The organism is Paenarthrobacter sp. A20 (genome assembly GCF_024168825.1).
In the GTDB taxonomy this organism is placed as follows: Bacteria; Actinomycetota; Actinomycetes; order Actinomycetales; family Micrococcaceae; genus Arthrobacter.
The window spans coordinates 347457-364779 of the sequence record NZ_JALJWH010000001.1; the positions used below are offsets into that span (position 1 = coordinate 347457).

Annotated in this window: 19 protein-coding genes; 10 read left to right on the forward strand and 9 right to left on the reverse strand. The window is 63.7% G+C overall.

The features are described 5' to 3' along the window. Window positions 1-44 precede the first annotated feature (44 nt). Together J3D46_RS24880 and J3D46_RS01665 are read left to right on the forward strand one after the other, a co-directional pair. Window positions 45-179 (forward strand): hypothetical protein, encoded by a 135-nt coding sequence (locus J3D46_RS24880; RefSeq protein ID WP_011776304.1) that lies wholly within the window; start codon window positions 45-47, stop codon window positions 177-179. Beyond that, window positions 176-1333: a N(5)-(carboxyethyl)ornithine synthase gene (locus J3D46_RS01665; RefSeq protein WP_253464741.1), complete on the forward strand. Its 1158-nt coding sequence runs from the start codon at window positions 176-178 to the stop codon at window positions 1331-1333. The genes J3D46_RS24880 and J3D46_RS01665 overlap by 4 nt, the downstream gene beginning before the upstream one ends. Before the next feature lie 68 nt (window positions 1334-1401). Here the strand turns inward: J3D46_RS01665 and J3D46_RS01670 are convergent, their stop codons facing one another. Continuing rightward, the gene (locus tag J3D46_RS01670) at window positions 1402-2787 is read right to left on the reverse strand and encodes an MFS transporter (protein WP_231338487.1); all 1386 of its coding nucleotides are present in this window, start codon (window positions 2785-2787) and stop codon (window positions 1402-1404) included. A gap of 166 nt (window positions 2788-2953) precedes the next feature. Between J3D46_RS01670 and J3D46_RS01675 the strand changes: the two genes are divergently transcribed. Then, entirely contained in the window at window positions 2954-3808 is an 855-nt protein-coding gene (locus J3D46_RS01675) for a LysR substrate-binding domain-containing protein (protein WP_024818365.1), read from the forward strand. On the opposite strand, the gene J3D46_RS01680 is transcribed toward J3D46_RS01675, so the two are convergent. After that, window positions 3805-4737 (reverse strand): SDR family oxidoreductase, encoded by a 933-nt coding sequence (locus J3D46_RS01680; RefSeq protein WP_253464743.1) that lies wholly within the window; start codon window positions 4735-4737, stop codon window positions 3805-3807. The two genes, J3D46_RS01675 and J3D46_RS01680, sit on opposite strands and share 4 nt — an antisense overlap. 67 nt (window positions 4738-4804) lie before the next feature. Here J3D46_RS01680 and J3D46_RS01685 point away from each other — a divergent pair, with 67 nt between their 5' ends. Together J3D46_RS01685 and J3D46_RS01690 are read left to right on the forward strand one after the other, a co-directional pair. Continuing rightward, complete coding sequence (locus tag J3D46_RS01685; RefSeq protein WP_231338485.1) at window positions 4805-5161, forward strand: metalloregulator ArsR/SmtB family transcription factor; 357 nt, start codon at window positions 4805-4807, stop codon at window positions 5159-5161. A gap of 160 nt (window positions 5162-5321) precedes the next feature. Beyond that, window positions 5322-6095 carry a sugar phosphate isomerase/epimerase gene (locus J3D46_RS01690; RefSeq protein ID WP_253464746.1) on the forward strand — a complete coding sequence of 258 codons (774 nt, stop codon included), beginning with the start codon at window positions 5322-5324 and terminating at the stop codon, window positions 6093-6095. A gap of 12 nt (window positions 6096-6107) precedes the next feature. Here the strand turns inward: J3D46_RS01690 and J3D46_RS01695 are convergent, their stop codons facing one another. Together J3D46_RS01695 and J3D46_RS01700 are read right to left on the reverse strand one after the other, a co-directional pair. Next, window positions 6108-6872 (reverse strand): alpha/beta hydrolase, encoded by a 765-nt coding sequence (locus J3D46_RS01695; protein ID WP_253464749.1) that lies wholly within the window; start codon window positions 6870-6872, stop codon window positions 6108-6110. Beyond that, on the reverse strand, window positions 6869-7906 hold the full coding sequence (locus J3D46_RS01700) for a LacI family DNA-binding transcriptional regulator (protein ID WP_231338482.1): 1038 nt from the start codon (window positions 7904-7906) through the stop codon (window positions 6869-6871). The genes J3D46_RS01695 and J3D46_RS01700 overlap by 4 nt, the downstream gene beginning before the upstream one ends. A gap of 196 nt (window positions 7907-8102) precedes the next feature. On the opposite strand from J3D46_RS01700, the gene J3D46_RS01705 reads away from it, so the two are divergent. The 4 genes from J3D46_RS01705 (at window position 8103) to J3D46_RS01720 (ending at window position 12452) form a co-directional block, all read left to right on the forward strand. Then, entirely contained in the window at window positions 8103-9272 is a 1170-nt protein-coding gene (locus tag J3D46_RS01705; protein WP_253464751.1) for a Gfo/Idh/MocA family protein, read from the forward strand. Next, a complete protein-coding gene (locus J3D46_RS01710; RefSeq protein ID WP_231338481.1) occupies window positions 9272-10486 on the forward strand; it encodes a dihydrodipicolinate synthase family protein in 1215 nt (404 codons plus the stop codon). The genes J3D46_RS01705 and J3D46_RS01710 overlap by 1 nt, the downstream gene beginning before the upstream one ends. After that, window positions 10483-11325, forward strand: a complete 843-nt coding sequence (locus J3D46_RS01715) for a sugar phosphate isomerase/epimerase (protein WP_253464753.1) — start codon at window positions 10483-10485, stop codon at window positions 11323-11325. The genes J3D46_RS01710 and J3D46_RS01715 overlap by 4 nt, the downstream gene beginning before the upstream one ends. Window positions 11326-12278: 953 nt before the next feature. Continuing rightward, a complete protein-coding gene (locus J3D46_RS01720) occupies window positions 12279-12452 on the forward strand; it encodes a hypothetical protein (RefSeq protein WP_231338479.1) in 174 nt (57 codons plus the stop codon). A 4-nt stretch (window positions 12453-12456) separates the two neighbouring features. Here J3D46_RS01720 and J3D46_RS01725 read toward each other — a convergent pair whose 3' ends face one another. From J3D46_RS01725 to J3D46_RS01745, 5 genes are all read right to left on the reverse strand, one after another. Beyond that, window positions 12457-12906 (reverse strand): group II truncated hemoglobin, encoded by a 450-nt coding sequence (locus tag J3D46_RS01725; RefSeq protein ID WP_231338478.1) that lies wholly within the window; start codon window positions 12904-12906, stop codon window positions 12457-12459. 78 nt (window positions 12907-12984) lie between these two features. Beyond that, the gene (locus J3D46_RS01730; RefSeq protein ID WP_253464757.1) at window positions 12985-13209 is read right to left on the reverse strand and encodes a hypothetical protein; all 225 of its coding nucleotides are present in this window, start codon (window positions 13207-13209) and stop codon (window positions 12985-12987) included. 5 nt (window positions 13210-13214) lie between these two features. Next, the gene (locus J3D46_RS01735; RefSeq protein WP_253464760.1) at window positions 13215-14294 is read right to left on the reverse strand and encodes a YihY/virulence factor BrkB family protein; all 1080 of its coding nucleotides are present in this window, start codon (window positions 14292-14294) and stop codon (window positions 13215-13217) included. A gap of 90 nt (window positions 14295-14384) precedes the next feature. After that, window positions 14385-14816 (reverse strand): ABC transporter permease, encoded by a 432-nt coding sequence (locus tag J3D46_RS01740; protein ID WP_374110757.1) that lies wholly within the window; start codon window positions 14814-14816, stop codon window positions 14385-14387. Next, window positions 14773-15978 carry an ROK family transcriptional regulator gene (locus tag J3D46_RS01745; RefSeq protein ID WP_231338473.1) on the reverse strand — a complete coding sequence of 402 codons (1206 nt, stop codon included), beginning with the start codon at window positions 15976-15978 and terminating at the stop codon, window positions 14773-14775. Before J3D46_RS01745 ends, J3D46_RS01740 begins: the two co-directional genes overlap by 44 nt. Window positions 15979-16121: 143 nt before the next feature. Here J3D46_RS01745 and xylA point away from each other — a divergent pair, with 143 nt between their 5' ends. Then, window positions 16122-17309 carry a xylose isomerase gene (gene xylA / locus J3D46_RS01750; RefSeq protein WP_231338472.1) on the forward strand — a complete coding sequence of 396 codons (1188 nt, stop codon included), beginning with the start codon at window positions 16122-16124 and terminating at the stop codon, window positions 17307-17309. The last annotated feature ends 14 nt before the right edge of the window (window positions 17310-17323 follow it).

Sequence of the window (17323 nt, forward strand, 5' to 3'; positions counted from 1 at the left end):
TCAGGAGTCAGGAGCCATTTCGGCTCCGCTCTAAGGGAGCCATCATGGGCGACAAATCACCGCGCCAAACCGCATCGAAGAAATCCAGTAAGTCCATCAAGGAAAAGCGAGCGGATAAGCGGGCTTCCGAGTCCTCCGCCACCGAGGCCGCAAAGCCCTCTACCGGCAACAAGAAGTGACCGCGCCAACTGGCCAGCTGAGCATAGGCGTCCTTGCTACCTCGCTGAAACCCAACGAGCGGCGTCTGCCGATCCACCCGCAACACTTGGAGCGGATCGCTCCGGACGTGCGCCAGCAACTACATTTTGAGTTCGGCTACGGCGAACGCTTCGGTGTTCCGGACAGCAAGCTCGAATCGTTGGTGGGCGGGCTTGGCACGCGCCAGGAGTTGATTGCCACCAACGACGTCATTCTGCTGCCCAAGCCGCAGGCCCAGGATCTTGCCGAGCTCCGTGACGGCCAAACACTGTGGGGCTGGCCGCACTGCGTCCAGGACCGGGCCATCACCCAGTTGGCCATCGACAAGAAGCTCACGCTCATCGCCTTCGAGGCCATGAACCACTGGGCCGGTGATGGCGGATTCGGCCTGCACGTTTTCCACAAGAACAATGAGCTCGCGGGGTACTGCTCCGTGCTGCACGCCTTGGCGTTGACTGGTTCCACCGGCGATTACGGCCGCCGCCTGAGCGCTGTGGTGATTGGTTTCGGGGCAACTGCCCGCGGTGCCGTCACGGCCTTGAACGCGCATGGCGTCCATGACGTCCAGGTCCTGACCAACCGGGGTGTGGCAGCAGTCGGGTCTCCGATCCATTCGGTACGGATCGTGCAGTTCGACCATGACAGCAAAGCGCCGTTCCTTAGCGAAGTCATCACGAACAACGGGCGCAAGCCGCTGGCGCCGTTCCTCGCGGCGGCAGACATCGTGGTCAATTGCACCCTGCAAGACCCGAACGCTCCGCTGACGTACCTGCGGACCGAGGACTTGGCGGAGTTCAAGCCGGACAGCCTGATCGTGGACGTTTCCTGTGACGAAGGAATGGGGTTCAGCTGGGCCCGGACCACCACGTTCGACGAGCCGATGTTCCGTGTGGGCGGGCACGTCAACTACTACGCCGTGGACCACAGCCCGTCATACCTGTGGAATTCAGCCAGCTGGGAGATCAGCGAAGCCCTGCTTCCGTTCCTGGACACCGTGGTGGCAGGACCGGCCGGGTGGGATGCCAACGAGACCGTATCCCGCGCCATCGAAATACGCGACGGCGTCATCCGAAACCCGGACGTCCTGGAATTCCAAGGCCGCTCAGCGGAGTACCCGCACCTGGCTACCGTTTAACGGACGCCATCGGCCTAACCAACCCCACATTGCAGCGCCCGCGGTGCCTCCGCGGGCGCTGTCTGTGTCTAGGCCGCCTGCGCCCGGTCCACGATCCGCAGTACCCGCCGCCGGTCGCGCAGGTCCACCTTGAGGTGGAGGGAGGACTTCCGGGCCAAGACCACGGCGACCACCGCAGCTGCGATGGCCGGCACGCCACCGGAGATCAGGACAGCAAGGTGCGGACCAAAGTGCTCTGCCAACCAACCCATCATGGGACCACCAATGGCTTGGCCACCAATGAGCACTACGAGGTAAAGGCTCATGACACGGCCGCGGATGCTCATGTTGGAACTGGTCTGCACCATTTGGTTGGCCGCGGTGAGGAACATGAGGCACCAGAATCCGGCGAGGACCATGGTGACGCTGAACCACACCATGGACGGCATCAGAGACGACGCGCAGAGCATGAGCCCGTACAACCCCGCCGACGTCACCACCGAGCGCAACCGAAGCTGACGACGCCGGGTGGACGCAACTGCTCCCGCGAGTGCACCGAGCGCGACCATGGCGTTGAGGAGGCCGTAGCCTCCGGCGCCGGCGTCGTACACGTGGTCTGCAAAGGCGGCCAGCAGCACTGGCAGGCTCATCGCGAAAACTGCAACGAAGCCGGCCATGAGCCACGGCCAGTAGATAGTGGGCTTGCTGAGCGCATAATTGAGGCCCTCACGCAGCATCCCCTTCTTGCGGGGTGTCGGCTGGCTGAGGTGCAACTGGTCCTTGCGGAGGATCAGCAGCATGGCCACAGTGGAGCAGCATGCCACCGCGTTCGCGGCGAAAGCCCATCCGGCGCCCACAGCCGTCAGAAGTACGCCGGCAAGCGCCGGACCGATCAAGCCTCCCAGCTGGAAGGTTGTGGAGTTCACGCTGATGGCGTTCCGCAGGTACTTGGGGCCGACGAGTTCGTTGACGAAGACCTGGCGGGCCGGCTGGTCCAGGACCGTCACGAAGCCCAGGGCAAGTGCGATGACGTAGACGTGCCACACTTCGACGCGGCCGCTCAAGGAAAGCACTGCCAACAGGGCTGCCAGCACAGCTGCCGCCGATTGGCAGATGATGAGGATCTTGCGCTTGGCAAAACGGTCGGCAATCATGCCGCCCCACGGACCCAGGAACAGTGAAGGCATGAACTGCAGCGCCACGGTAATGCCGACGGCGGTGACGGAACCGGACAGCTGGAGCACCATCCAGTCCTGGGCGATGCGCTGCATCCAGATGGCGATCACGGCAATGAAGTGGCCGATCGCGAAAATCCTGAAGTTGGGGACCTTCAGCGAGATGAAAGTGTGACGCCAGGGCAGCTTTTCACTCACGACGGCGAGTGGCTGGGTGACGGTGTCCGGAGCCGGAGGGGCGGACAGGGAATCGATGACGGGCTGGCTGACGTTTGCCGCTGAAGGCGGTGGGGGTGCCAAAAGTAATCCTCGGATCGAGAGTTTCGGTGGGATACGTTTAACGCTATGGTTGCCAGCAGCAATTATGGAAGCGTATTGCGCCTATAACTAGCATTGCGGAATGCAATGAGCCCTCTTCATCGGCGTAGTACTCCGGCCCGGCGCTGACCTGCGCTTTAGGAGTTCCGTGTTCGAACCTGTCCAGCTCCGTTCCTTTTTGGCCGTCGCGGAAACCCTGAGTTTCACCAAGGCTGCTGAGCGCCTTGGGCTGGCCCAGCCCACCGTCAGCCAGCACGTCCGCAAGCTGGAAGCCGCCGCCAAACGGGTGCTGGTGGCCCGTGATACCCGCGAAGTCAGGTTGACGGACAACGGTGATGCAATGGCCGGTTTTGCCCGCAGCATCCTTGCTGCCCACGATTCCGCTGCCCGGTATTTTTCCGGCTCGGCCATGCGCGGACGGCTCCGTTTTGGCACCGCAGACGACCTCGCCATCACGGGCCTCCCCCGGATTCTCCGCGAGTTCCGGCAGTTGTACCCGCAGATCAACCTTGAGCTCACTGTCAGCCAAAGCGATCAGCTGTATAAGCGGCTCAACGCCGGTCAACTGGACCTGGTGTTCGTGAAATGGGTGGCCGGCGCCAAGGAGGGCACGGTGGTCCGGCACGACAACTTCGCTTGGGTGGGCGTCGAGCAGACCGTGCTGGAACCGGGCGCGCCTGTGCCTCTGATTGCGTACCCGGCACCGAGTTTGAGCCGGAAGCTCGCCATCGATGCTCTGGAAGCGGAGGGCCGGACATGGCGGATCACCTGCAGCACCAAACAGATCAGTGGAGTGCTGGCGGCCGTCCGGGCCGGGATTGGAGTCGCCGTCATGCCGGCATCGCTGGTACCCGAGGACCTGAAGGTCATCACCCAGCGATTCGGGCTGCCGCCGGTGGGCGACGTGGACTTCACGCTGATCCGGAATCCGCTGGCCAACGCCGAGGTGATCGACGCCCTGACGCAGGCCATCATGGGCAGGACGCTCAGTAAGTCGAACTAGTGGACCGGGCGGCTTGACCGCCTGCGGTCCATGCGCCCGTTCCACCACCTCACTACCCGAAGATCGTCCGAAGCGAAGCGGCCTTCCGGTACGGCGGCCCGGATGCGTTCGTCGTCGAAAGGAAGACTGGGACGCAGCTCCGCGGGAAGCCACGGCGCATACGGTAAAGGCTCACTGACCCCCTCGGCGAGCATCTGCGCCTGGGCTTTGGCGACGAGGGGCACCACCATGGTCCACTCTGTCAGCTGCGCCAGCGCGCGAATGGACCAGATGGGGGCTCGGACGTAAACAGGGTGGCCACCCGCCATCCGGGCGATCCTGCGGACAGCCGCTCCAAGTTCGAGCTCTTCGGCTCCGACAACCGCGACGGTCGGGGTGGGCACGCGACCTTCGAGGGCGGCGATCAGGGTGTTGACGGCCTCTTCCACCGGTATGGGTCGAACAGTGCGCTCCCGATATCCGACCGTTGCGAAAACCGGGAAGCTGCGCACCGCGCGGGTCACATGGTCCACCATATGGTCTCCCTTGCCGTAGATCATCCCCGCCTTGAGAATCGTGTGCTCGATGCCCGACTGCCGCAGGAGTTCCTCGGCGGCCCATTTGGTCTCGTGATAGGCGGAGCCACAATCCGGACGGGCGCGAAGGAAGCTCAGCATGACGATTCTTTGGACGCCCGCCCGCCGGGCAGCTTCAATGACGGCGCGGGTGCCTTCAACGTGAACCCGCTGGAAGGTCTGGTCACCGATCTCCCGGTTGATCCCCGCGCAGTGGGCTACGGCGTCGCAACCTGCGAAGGCCTCCGTTAAGGCTTCGACGTCGGTGATTGCGGTCCCTGTCCGACGCGAAATGATGACGGTATCCGGCCTATTGAGTCGTTCCGCGAGGTGACGCCCTACAAAGCCGGTACCGCCGGTAATAGCCACACGCATGATCTAGCTCCTTCGCTTATTAGCAATTAAGCTAAACTGTATATAGCAATTGTGCTATATTGCAAACATGGCAGATGCAGCATCGGATATCTTCGCAGCGTTGGCGCACCCCACCAGGCGGCAAATACTTCAAGACCTCAAGGACGGCGAGTTGGCTGCGGGTGAGATAGCTGCGCGATTCAACGCCACCGGACCCACCATTTCCCGACACTTGAGCGTGCTGCGCCAGGCCGGCCTGGTCGCGGAACGGCGGGACGCTAACCGTATTCTCTACTCGCTCGTGGGTGAGCGCCTGGCCCTGTCGGTGGGAGACTTCCTTTCCACGGTGTGTCCCGAGCAGATCGTATTGCGGGAAGTCCGGAAGCGGAATCCATCCCGCCCCTCAACCAGGACGCCGAAAACGGCCAGGACATCTGAAGCCTGAACCGACGGCCGTAGTACGCTCGCCCAATATTTCAGCCCGGACCTGGGTGTCGCTGAGCCGATCCGTCGCTACTGGATCAATCTGTAGATAGTGGCGTTCATTTCTGTTCAGCAGGCGATACGCACTTACCGGGTAAGCGCATTCCCGGTATCCTGTAAGCATGATCGACCTCACCACGCTGGCTGACCTCACGCCTGGCATCTGTTCCGTGACTCTCCGCTCCCACGGGATCGACGACGTCGTGCGAATTTCCTCCGACGCCGGCCTTGCCGGCATCGAGTGGGGCACCGATGTCCACGTCAGCGACGCGGAATCCGCCGGCCTTGCCAAGGCCGCTACGCATGCCGCGGGACTCACGGTCCTCTCCATGGGCTCGTACTACAGGTGCGGGGCCTTCGGGGATTTCGATCATGTCCTGGACCTGGCCACAGGCCTCGGTGCTCCGAGAATCCGGGTGTGGGCCGGGGAACTCGGGTCGGCGGGCGCCAGCCAGGAACACTGGGACGCAGTGGTGAAGGACACGCAGCGGATTGCGGATCTCGCAGCCGCCCGTGGCGTCTCCATCGCGTTTGAGTATCACGGCAACACTCTCACCGACTCCCCCGCCACCACCCTGGAGCTACTGACCCGGGTGAACCACGCCAACGTCGGCACCTACTGGCAGCCCGCCGTCGGACTTTCAGACCAGCAGGCGCTTGAGTCCCTCCACGAAGTACTCCCCCACGTGGTGGGCGTCCACTGCTTCTCCTGGGGGCCCGTTGCCGAACGCTTCCCGCTGCGGAACCGGAAATTGTTGTGGCAGACCGTCACGGACGTCCTGCGGGGCAACGGCAAGGACCTGGACATCATGCTGGAGTTCGTCGAGGACGACCTTCCGGACAACGTCATCAACGACGCCTCCTTCCTCCACACCATCACCCTCGGCGAGGACTAAGCGGGACGAGGACTAAGCCCACATTCGGCTGAGCCAAGCGGCGCACAGTCCAGTCCACTGATCAGCGCCGGCCGTTCCCGAAGCCAGACCAATACCGTGGACGCCGTGCGGGAAGACGTGCAGTTCCACCGGGACCCCGGCCCGACTGAGCGCGCTGGCATAGGCGAGGCTGTGGCCGACCGGGACCGAGTGGTCGTCGGCAGTGTGCCAGAGGAAAGCGGGCGGCGTGGCAGGGGTAACGTGCAGTTCCGCTGACAGCTCCCGCAGTACCTCCGGTTCGGCGCCTGCTCCGGCAAGATTGTCCACGGACCCCTGATGCACCGAGTCCACAAACGAAATCACGGGATAGCAGAGGACACTGAGGTTCGGCAGGGCCCCTGCAACGTCCAGTGAGGGGTCGCCGGTGGACACCCCGACGGACAACGTTGATGCCACGTGTCCGCCGGCCGAAAAGCCCAGGACGCCTACGCGCGATGGGTCAAGGTTCAGGCCATGGTCACCACGACGAATCCACAACATGGCCTGTTTCGCGGCGGCGAGCGGAGCCGGATGCCTGTCCGGAGCCACCGGATATCGCAGGACGAACGCATGGATCCCCAGTGAGGCAAGCCATTCAGCCACCGGTTCCGCTTCGTGGTCGGCCGTTTTGGCGTAGCCTCCGCCGGGAAGGACCAGGACGGCGGGCGCCGCTTCAGTGGAAGGCCCCGCCACACCGGAATGTCCGACGGCGGGAATCACCGTGAGCGCCCGGGGCGCCTGTCCGCGCCGTGGTGTCATACCTGCGATTCAACCGGAGTTTCAGTGCTGCGGCGGAGCTTGACCGCACCGCTGACGGGAGGAGTATCGGGATCGCCTGCAGCGAGCCGTCCAATGTCTTCAAGCGGCAGGTGCACGGTGGAGAGGGCCGGGCGGAAATCGCGCAGGGTTTCGATGTCATCAAAGCCGGCGATGGTGGCGTCGCGGGGAATCCACACGCCCTCCGGTCGAAGGGCGGCAGTGACTCCAATGGCCATGACGTCATTGACGGCGAAGATGCAGAGCCGCTCCTTTGATGCCTTGATCCGGTCCGCAAGCGCCAGGCCGGCCTCGTACCCTCCGGCACGGTTGAAGCCGGTGCGGATAACCTCAGCCTGCGGCCTGCCGGCATCCGCGAGCCCTCGTTGGAAGCCGCGGACCCGATCATCTGAGGTGTACAGGCCTTCAGGGCCGGCGACGATCAGGAATGCACCTTCGTGCGCGGCTGCCAATTCAGCCGCAAGGCCGGCAGAGAGTTCCTCGTTGGGGACTTTCACCACGTGGTAACCCTCCTCCGTGGAGACACCAACAACCGGGTGACCAACCACCCCCACGTGCCCACCATTGCGGCAGTAGCGGTCCAGCTCTGCGGCCAGCTCAGTATTTCCTTGCTTATCCTCGGTCCGTACCGAACGTGAACCGGCAATGACGATCGAGTCTGCGCGACGGGCGGCGAACGCTGCCACGGCCTCTTTTTCATCCGCCGGAGCACCGGACGTGCTGGCCAGGAGAACCATGCGGTTCTGCTGGCGGGCCGCTTCCTGGACGCCGCGGGCAATAGCGGAGAAGTAGGGATCGGCGATGTCGTGGACAATGAGGCCGATCAAGCCCGAACTCGACTTCGCGAGGGCCTGCGCCTGCGCGTTGGGTACGTAGCCGAGTTTGTCTGCCGCCTCGCGGACGCGCTCGGCAATGTCCTCCGCCGGCTTACGGGTGGAGCCGTTGAGTACCCGGGAGGCAGTGGCCAGGGAAACCCCGGCCAAACGGGCAACTTCACTCAGTGTGCTGGCGGCCACGTGGGCCCTCCTTTTCTGCAAGCGTCGGGACTGGCGCTAAGGAAATTATGTCAGTCTTCCGAGAGTTTTGGGAAAGCGCTTGCCAATCCGGCGCGCCATAGTGCATGATCGAATGCAATGGGAATGCGCTTTCCCACATGAACCGTCAAACACCGGTATCCGCAGAGCGACCGGCACACAAGGCACTGGAGAAAACATGGGCTTCGAAACAAAGACGATCCGCATCGCCATGAACGGCATCACTGGCCGTATGGGCTACCGCCAGCACCTGCTGCGGTCCATCCTCCCCATTCGCGACGCCGGCGGCTTCACTCTGGAAGACGGCACCAAGGTTCAGGTTGAGCCCATCCTCGTCGGCCGTAACGAAGCCAAGATCCGCGAGCTCGCCGAGCTCCACAAGGTCTCCGAATGGACCACCGACCTGGACGCAGTCATCGCCGATCCCACTGTGGACGTCATCTTCGACGCTTCCATGACCAGCCTCCGTGCCGCCACGTTGAAGAAGGCCATGCGCGCCGGCAAGCACATCTTCACCGAGAAGCCCACGGCTGAGACCCTCGAAGAGGCAATCGAACTCGCGCAGATCGGCAAGGAAGCCGGCGTCACCGCAGGCGTCGTGCACGACAAGCTCTACCTCCCGGGCCTGGTCAAGCTCCGCCGCCTGGTGGACGAAGGCTTCTTCGGCCGCATCCTCTCCATCCGTGGCGAATTCGGCTACTGGGTCTTCGAAGGCGATGTCCAGGCTGCACAGCGTCCGTCCTGGAACTACCGCAAGGAAGACGGCGGTGGAATGACCACGGACATGTTCTGCCACTGGAACTACGTCCTCGAAGGCATCATCGGCAAGGTCAAGAGCGTCAACGCCAAGACCGCCACGCACATCCCCGCACGTTGGGACGAGGCCGGCAAGGAATACAAGGCCACCGCGGACGACGCTTCCTACGGCATCTTCGAGCTCGAAACCCCGGGCGGCGACGACGTCATCGGCCAGATCAACTCCTCCTGGGCCGTCCGCGTCTACCGCGACGAACTGGTTGAGTTCCAGATCGACGGCACGCACGGTTCCGCCGTCGCCGGCTTGAACAGGTGCGTTGCGCAGCAGCGCGCCCACACCCCCAAGCCCGTCTGGAACCCGGACCTGCCCGTCACGGAATCCTTCCGCAGCCAGTGGCAGGAAGTCCCCGCCAACGCTGAACTGGACAACGGCTTCAAGCTGCAGTGGGAAGAATTCCTGCGCGACGTCGTCGCCGGTCGCGAGCACCGCTTTGGCCTGCTCTCCGCCGCCCGCGGCGTGCAGCTGGCCGAGCTTGGCCTCCAGTCCTCGGCCGAGCGCCGCACCATCGACATCCCGGAGATCACCCTCTAATGACGTCACTCATTCTTCCCACCGACGACGGCGGCACCCGCGAGTACCGCCTTCAGCCCGCCACTGCGTGGGTCAAGCCGACCGCACCACTGACCGCCCGCCGCGCTTACGCCGCTGCGCACGTCATCCCTGAGGTCGCCGCCGACAACACACCCGGCGCTCCGGCGCAGCTCGACTGGGATGCCACCCTGGCGTACCGGCACGAGCTGTGGTCCTACGGTTTGGGCGTGGCCGATGCCATGGACACAGCACAGCGCGGCATGGGCCTTGACTGGGCAGCCACCCAGCAGCTCATCAAGCGCACGGGTGCCGAGGCCGCTTCCGTCGTGGCTGGCAGCAACGCGGCGACGGCAGGCAAATCCGTCCGCGACCTCGTATCCTGCGGCGCAGGCACTGATCAGTTGGACATCGCCACGCTTCCCGAGGGTGCGGCCGGTATCCAGGCCGTCATCGACGCCTACCGTGAGCAGATCGCCGTCGTCAGCGAAGCCGGCCCCAAGGTCATCCTCATGGCCTCCCGCGCGCTGGCCAAGGTTGCCAACGGCGCCGACGACTACCTGCACGTCTACTCGACGCTCCTGCAGGAAGTTGACCAGCCCGTCATCCTGCACTGGCTCGGCACTATGTTCGACCCCGCGCTGGCCGGCTATTGGGGTTCCGACGACGTCTCTGTCGCTACGGAAACGTTCCTCAGCCTCATCCGCGAGCACTCGGACAAGGTTGACGGCGTGAAGGTTTCGCTGTTGGACGCCTCGCATGAGGTCGCCCTCCGGGCTGCGTTGCCCTCGGGCGTCCGTCTCTACACGGGCGACGACTTCAACTACCCGGAATTGATCGACGGCGACGAAACCCACCACTCGGACGCCCTGCTGGGCATCTTCGCGGCGATCTACCCGGCCGCTTCGGTGGCGTTGCAGAAGTACGACGCCGGCCAAGGCGCCGAAGGACGCGCCATCCTGGACTCCACCCGTGAGCTCGGAAAGCACATCTTCAGCGCTCCGACGTTCTACTACAAGACCGGTATCGCGTTCATGTCCTGGCTCAACGGCAAGCAGCCCGGTTTCCAGATGGTGGGTGGCCTGCACTCCGGCCGTTCCGTCCTGCACCTGGCCAAGACCTTCGAACTGGCCGATCAGGCCGGCCTGCTGAAGGATCCGTCGCTGGCAGCCTTCAGGATGTCGGACTTCCTGCGGATCAACGGGGTAGGCGCATGAGCGCGGACTTCTCCCGGCTTTCGCTGAACAACGCCACCACCAAGAAGTGGACGCTTGCTGAAGCCGTGGATGGTTGTGCCCGTGCCGGTATCCCCGCAATCGGGCCTTGGCGTGACCGTGTTGCCGAGGCCGGCCTGGACAAGGCAGCCAAGCTGATCAAGGACGCCGGCCTTCGGGTTTCGTCCCTGTGCCGCGGTGGATTCCTTACGGCAGCCGACGCCGAGGGACAGGCCGCTGCGCTGGCCGACAACTTCGAGGCCGTCCGTGAAGCAGTAGCCCTGGACACGCAGGAACTGTTCCTGGTGGTCGGTGGACTCGCTCCCGGTGAGAAGGACGTCGTCGCTGCCCGCCAGCGCGTCGCCGACCGGCTCGAGGAACTGGTTCCGTTCGCTTCCGAGAACGGTGTGCGCCTGGTGCTGGAACCGCTGCACCCGATGTACGCAGCAGACCGCGCACTCATCTCCACCCTCGGCCAGGCACTCGATCTCGCCGCGCCGTACGACGCAAAGGCTGTTGGCGTCGCCGTCGACACTTTCCACGTCTGGTGGGATCCGGAACTGAAGGCCCAGATCGACCGCGCCGGTCGCGAAGACCGCATTGCCTCCTACCAGGTATGCGACTTCAACCTGCCGATCGCCGCGGACGCGCTGTTGTCCCGCGGCATGATGGGCGACGGCGTCATCGACTTCGCGACCATCGGCACCTGGGTCCGGGACGCCGGATACAAGGGCGACATCGAGGTTGAAATCTTCAACCAGGAAATCTGGGACGCAGATGGCGACACCGTTCTGGAGACCATGAAGCAGCGCTACGCGGAGCTCGTCCTCCCGTTCGCCTAACAACGTGATCCTCCCGCGGATGCCCTAAGCTCCGCGGGAGGATCACTCCAAAACCAGCGGGTCCCTGCCAAGGTCACGGCGGGGGCCCGCTTTTGTGTCCTGGTTGCGTGTTCGTCTTGGCTGGGCGTACGGCTGACACCTGCTTTGATTTCCGAACCGGCCTGACACGCCGCATTGTGGGTGTGTCGCAGGGGCCGTGGCTTCCAAAGTAGGTGGTGGCGGTACACCCTGTTTGCAGCATCGCTCAGCCGCGCCTTGTCTTCGGCCTCACCGCCGCTCAATGCCGATGACACCCGGATTTCAGTGGCTTGCCTCGGCTTCTGGGGCTCAACGGACTTGCGCGGCGCCGTCCCGTCCCGGCAGGGGGAACAGGCTCGACGACGGCGGCCCGCCAGTCCCGCCGTCGGGCGCGTTTCACCGGGCTGGCTGGCCTGGGCGTACGTCTGACACCCACTTTGATTTCCGAACCGGCCTGACACGCCGCATTGTGGGTGTGTCGCAGGGGCCGTGGCTTCCAAAGTAGGTGGTGGCGGTACACTCGGGCGTTTCATTGGGCTTGCTGGCCTGGGCGTACGGCTATCACCCACTTTGATTTCCGAACCGGCCTGACGCGCCGCATTGTGGGCGTGTCGCAGGGGCCGTGGCTTCCAAAGTAGGTGGTGGCGGTACACTCGGGCGTTTCACCGCGCTGGCTGGCCTGGGCGTACGGCTGACACCCACTTTGATTTCCGAACCGGCCTGACACGCCGCATTGTGGGTGTGTCGCGGGGGCCGTGGCTTCCAAAGTAGGTGGTGGCGGTACACCCTGTTTGTGTCAGCTGTACGTCCTCGAATGCGCAGGTGAGATAAGTGGTACACAGCTGAAACATTGCGTCGATGCGAGGAAACAATGGCCACTTACATTGGTTCTACCTGGACAAAGACGTCCACGAAACCATTGAAGGGACACCACTATGATGCTCTTGAAGACCCTGACCTTTTTCCTCGACGCCAGCGGCAGCCACAGCGGCCCCACCGGTGATTCCAGCCCCGAGCACGCCCCAGTTTTCGCCACCGAGCGCCTGACCTCCAGCGCTTGGGAGGGCTGGTGGGACGACGCCGACCAAGGCTTCCCAGCCGAAGCCTGAGCTGTCACGCGGCGACGAGTCCACCCCAGGACCACTTGGGAATCAGCAGTCCTGGAGGGACATCATCTGCTGAGCGTTCGTAGCGGGCCATGGTGTTGGTAGTGGCCCAGGCAAAGTAATCGTGAAGTATTCCGCGGAGTCGGGCATCCTCTGGGCCGACGTCCGCCAACGCCTGATCGAAGCACTCAATGGCCCGGAGGTTCATCTCTTCATGGGGACCGTTTCCACTGTGCATCCTCACCACGGATGTTTCGTCACCGTAGGCGCCCGAGTACAGCGGTGGGCCGCCCAGGGCCTCGCTCCAGTAGGCGGCCAGTCGCTGCGTGTGCTCGGGGTGAACGCCGTGCCGGAACGCGTGCCCCACCACCTCGTCCGCCACCACCCTGACATGCCATGCAGCGGCCAGCGCCAGGAAATAGTCGCTTCCACCGGACGCCTCATACACCGTCTCCATGCTGAAACGATGCCACGACGACGGCCGGGCGTGAAGTGCCGAGGGACGGGCCGGCGGGCTGAGGAAGTCCGCGCAGGCTCAGGAAGCTCGGGCAGCGAGCTGCACGCGGGCCTTCGGCAGACCAATAAAGGTGACTGACCCGCCGTCGTGCGCTTGAAGTTCCAGGCTGATGTTCCGCGAGCCGTCCTGTGGCAGCACGGCTCTGACCTGAAAGATTTCACCCTGGATCTGCACCGTGTCGCCGTTCTTGATGGACTTGAGCTTGGCCTTGCGGGTGATGTCACCCCTTGCTGGGATATCCATTCCGGCTACTTGCCCTTGCGCGGTTCGTCGCCGTGGGTCTCGCGGATTTCCTCGCCGTCCCGCATGACTTCGTCTTCTTTTTCCTGCATTTTGTCGCTCTTCTTGGTGTCTCGCGGGGGCAATTGGATGGTCTCTTCGGCCTCAATGCCGCCCTGCAGTTGGCGTCCCCGCTCCATCTCGGCGTCGAATTCCGCGCCGAACAGCAAGGACATATTCAAGATCCAGAGCCACAGCAGCATGATGATGACGCCCGCGAGGGCACCGTATGTCTTGTTGTAATTGCTGAAGTTCGCCACATAGAAGCCGAAACCAAACGATGCCAGGGCGAAAATTACCAGCGCAATGAGCGAACCCATGCTCATCCAGCGGAACTTGGGCTGTTTGACGTTGGGCGTGAAGTAGTAGAGCACAGCGATGATGGCCACCACGACGACAATGAGGATCGGCCACTTGGCGATGTTCCAGACAGTCATGAACGCCTCCGACAAGCCGATTGCGCCGCCAATCGCCTCCGCCACAGGGCCGCTCAAAACCAGCATGGCCGCTGCGAGCGCGGCACCGACGACGGCGACAACTGTTACGGCGAGCATCGTTCCACGGAGTTTGATGAAGCCGCGGCCCTCGTCCACTTCGTAGACACGGTTCATGGCGCGGCTGAATGCGGTGACATAGCCGGAGGCTGACCACAGCGCCACGACGATGCCGAAGACCAGCGCAAAGCCGGCCGCATTGGATTGGGTGAGTTCCTCGATGGGCTGCCGCAGCGTGTCAACGCCCGGGCCCGGCGCGAACTGCTGAGCCATGTCCAGGAGGGCCGACGTAGTCTTCCCCGCGTCCCCGAAGATTCCCAGCAGTGAAACCAACGCCAGGAGTGCCGGGAAGAGGGCAAGGACAGCGTAGTAGGTGAGGCCAGCCGCCGCGTCCGGACATTGATCCTTGATGAATTCGCGCTGGGTCCGCTTGGCGATGTACACCCAGGTGGGCTTCGCGAGGTCGTTTGGGCTGTCAGGTTTACGCGAATCTTCAGGGGACGGAGCGGTCTGCGATTTGGCCGTGCTGGTCTGGGCTGAGTCTTGTGTAGTCATGGGGCACTCGTTCGTGGGGATGGTTTGCGCGAACAACTGATCCATCAATAGTAAGCATACTGATGAATTAATCGAAAGGCCCACGCCGATTTATAGCCTGCGACCCCGGAACACTATCGCGGAACCCACCCATCCAGCGAAACCGAGGCCAAGGCACCACGCTGCAGCGAGCCACCCGGAAGCTCCTGCATCCCCGCCCAGCAGGAAAGCCCGCAACGCCTCGGTGACCGGCGTGAATGGCTGGTGCTCAGCGAAGCCCCGCAACCAGGACGGCATGGTTTCCGGCCGCACGAAGGCGCTGCTGACGTAAGGAAGGAAAATCGTGATGCTGGTGAGGCCACTGGCAGCTTCCGGACTAAGGAGCAGCCCCGCCAAAGTGGACAACCAGGTGAAGGCAAGGATGAAGGCCACAAGCAGCCCCACAGCCGCGATGGTCCGCCGGGATTCCAGCGCCGGCCGCGGCTGAGCGCTGACGGCACTAGGCCAGTTTGCTCGCCAACAGAAACTCAAAAGGCGACTCAATGACGGAACGAATCACCTGGCCGGCAGCGCCGAGGAGCGTGCCCGAATGCTCGAGGCCGGACACTGTCAGGTTGCCCGGCTCCAACAACCCCGGCGCATAACGCTCCAGGCTTGCCAGCAACGCCGGCCTGAGCCACTCCGCCAGCAGGGCGAAATGCCCACCGAGGACCACTGCTTCAATATCCATCAACCGGGCAGAAGAGGCGAGCGCGACACCCAAGTACCGTCCGGCGTCGTGAACTGCCTTGGTAGCCCCCGGATCCTGCACGGCCAAGGCCGCAAGCAGTAGTTCCGTGCGCTCGCCCAGCGAACCTTCCGGGATTCCGGCCGCTTCGAAAATGGCTTCCTGGCCGGCAAAAGTCTCCAGGCACCCGGCCCCACCGCAGGAACAGGCCGGGCCCTCCGGGTGCACCACGATGTGGCCCAGTTCGCCAGCCGAGCCTCCTGGTCCGGTGTAAAGCTCGGAGCCGATGATGACTCCACCACCAACGCCCACTTCGCCCGAGACGTAGAGGAAGTCAGGCCTCCCGCCTCCGTACCAAAGTTCGCCCAAGGCTGCACTGTTGGCCTCGTTGGACAGCCGGACGCCGAGCGGAGCGCCTTCCAGCAGTGACCGTGGATGCAGTTGCACATTCTCCCAATGGAGGTTCGGGGCGGAGAGCACCAGATTGCGCTGCCCGTCCACCAGCCCCGGCACCGCCAGTCCGCCACCCATGATGGCGATTTTTTCGGCCGCCGCAGCGGCCTTCGCTTCGGCGGCCAAGCCTCCAAGGCGTTGCATGACCTTTTCGGGCGCCAATCCCCGGTTTCGAGACTCCACCGATGAATGGAACCGAAGGTTGCCGCCAAGGTCCACCAGCCCTACGGCCAGGTAGTCGACATTGATCTCCATGCCAATGACGCCCCGGCGTGAGCTGAGTTCGAGCCCTTGGCCAGGCCGCCCCCGCTCCCCGTCGCGGTAAAGGCCCACTTCCGAAACCAGCCCCGACTCTACGAGGTCGGCCACCAGGCTGGACACTGCCGCCTTGGTCAGTCCCGTACCGGCGGCAAGCTGCGCGCGGCTGGGCTTGGCATCGCCGGTCCGGGCGATGGAGTCCAGGACCAGCGAAAGATTTCGACGGCGGACATCGCCGACGCGGCCGGGCGCTGTTGACTCGTTCACTGGCGTGGGACTCCCTGCGGATTCGAAGAATTATTGCTGGCTTCCATTGACCATGATCCATCATCCACCATATAGTTCAGATTGAAAACTAATTGGAGGGTTTTTCTTGGCCTTCCTCCCCCAGTGCTTTGCAAAGGAGCAAAATGACCCCGCAGCCCACCCCGCAGGACCGCTTCACCTTTGGCCTTTGGACCGTCGGCTGGACCGGCGCCGACCCCTTCGGTGTTGCCACCCGCCCGGCCCTGGACCCGGTTGAGGCCGTGCACAAGCTCAGCGAGCTCGGCGCCTATGGCATCACGTTCCACGACAATGACCTGATTCCTTTTGACGCCACCGCATCCGAGCGCGACCTCATCCTCAAGAACTTCAAGGCGGCTTTGGCTGAGACCGGCCTGAAGACCCCGATGGTCACCACCAACCTGTTCAGCCACCCGGTGTTCAAGGACGGCGGATTCACGTCAAACGACCGCTCGATCCGTCGCTTCGCCCTGAGCAAGATCCTGCGCAACATCGACCTCGCAGCCGAACTTGGCGCAGAGACCTTCGTAATGTGGGGCGGCCGTGAAGGCAGCGAATACGACGGCTCCAAGGATTTGTCGGCCGCGCTGGACCGCATGAAGGAAGGCGTAGACACCGCAGCCGGTTACATCAAGGAAAAGGGCTACGACCTCCGGATCGCCCTTGAACCCAAGCCGAACGAACCCCGCGGCGACATCTTCCTCCCCACCGTCGGCCACGGCCTGGCGTTCATCGCCCAGCTGGAACACGGCGACATCGTGGGCCTCAACCCGGAGACCGGCCACGAGCAGATGGCCGGGCTGAACTTCACCCACGGCATCGCACAGGCGCTGTGGGCCGGCAAGCTCTTCCACATCGACCTCAACGGCCAGCGTGGAATCAAGTACGACCAAGACCTGGTCTTCGGCCACGGCGACCTCACCAGTGCCTTCTTCACGGTAGACCTGCTGGAGAACGGCTTCCCCAACGGTGGACCCAGGTACGACGGCCCGCGCCACTTCGACTACAAGCCGTCCCGCACCGATGGCTACGACGGCGTCTGGGAATCAGCCAAGTCCAACATGTCCATGTACCTGTTGCTGAAGGAACGCGCCCTCGCTTTCCGGGCGGATCCGGAAGTCCAGGAAGCCCTCGCCACGTCGGGTGTCTTCGAATTGGGCGAGTCCACCTTGAACGCCGGTGAGACCACTGCGGACCTGCTGGCTGACGCCAGCGCGTTCGAAACGTTCGACGCCGACAAGGCCGCCGAGCGTTCATTCGCCTTCGTCCGCCTCAACCAGCTGGCCATCGAGCACCTGCTCGGCTCCCGCTAGATCACTCCCACCCA

Excerpts from the sequence above, each read along its gene's own strand:
- J3D46_RS01730 (WP_253464757.1), bottom strand. The coding sequence starts at position 13,209 with ATGGATATCCCAGCAAGGGGTGACATCACCCGCAAGGCCAAGCTCAAG.
- J3D46_RS01725 (WP_231338478.1), bottom strand. The coding sequence starts at position 12,906 with ATGGAGACGGTGTATGAGGCGTCCGGTGGAAGCGACTATTTCCTGGCG.
- J3D46_RS24880 (WP_011776304.1), top strand. The coding sequence starts at position 45 with ATGGGCGACAAATCACCGCGCCAAACCGCATCGAAGAAATCCAGTAAG.
- J3D46_RS01705 (WP_253464751.1), top strand. The coding sequence starts at position 8,103 with ATGGGCTTCGAAACAAAGACGATCCGCATCGCCATGAACGGCATCACT.
- J3D46_RS01695 (WP_253464749.1), bottom strand. The coding sequence starts at position 6,872 with ATGACACCACGGCGCGGACAGGCGCCCCGGGCGCTCACGGTGATTCCC.
- J3D46_RS01720 (WP_231338479.1), top strand. The coding sequence starts at position 12,279 with ATGATGCTCTTGAAGACCCTGACCTTTTTCCTCGACGCCAGCGGCAGC.
- xylA (WP_231338472.1), top strand. The coding sequence starts at position 16,122 with ATGACCCCGCAGCCCACCCCGCAGGACCGCTTCACCTTTGGCCTTTGG.
- J3D46_RS01680 (WP_253464743.1), bottom strand. The coding sequence starts at position 4,737 with ATGCGTGTGGCTATTACCGGCGGTACCGGCTTTGTAGGGCGTCACCTC.
- J3D46_RS01710 (WP_231338481.1), top strand. The coding sequence starts at position 9,272 with ATGACGTCACTCATTCTTCCCACCGACGACGGCGGCACCCGCGAGTAC.
- J3D46_RS01685 (WP_231338485.1), top strand. The coding sequence starts at position 4,805 with ATGGCAGATGCAGCATCGGATATCTTCGCAGCGTTGGCGCACCCCACC.
- J3D46_RS01735 (WP_253464760.1), bottom strand. The coding sequence starts at position 14,294 with ATGACTACACAAGACTCAGCCCAGACCAGCACGGCCAAATCGCAGACC.
- J3D46_RS01715 (WP_253464753.1), top strand. The coding sequence starts at position 10,483 with ATGAGCGCGGACTTCTCCCGGCTTTCGCTGAACAACGCCACCACCAAG.
- J3D46_RS01690 (WP_253464746.1), top strand. The coding sequence starts at position 5,322 with ATGATCGACCTCACCACGCTGGCTGACCTCACGCCTGGCATCTGTTCC.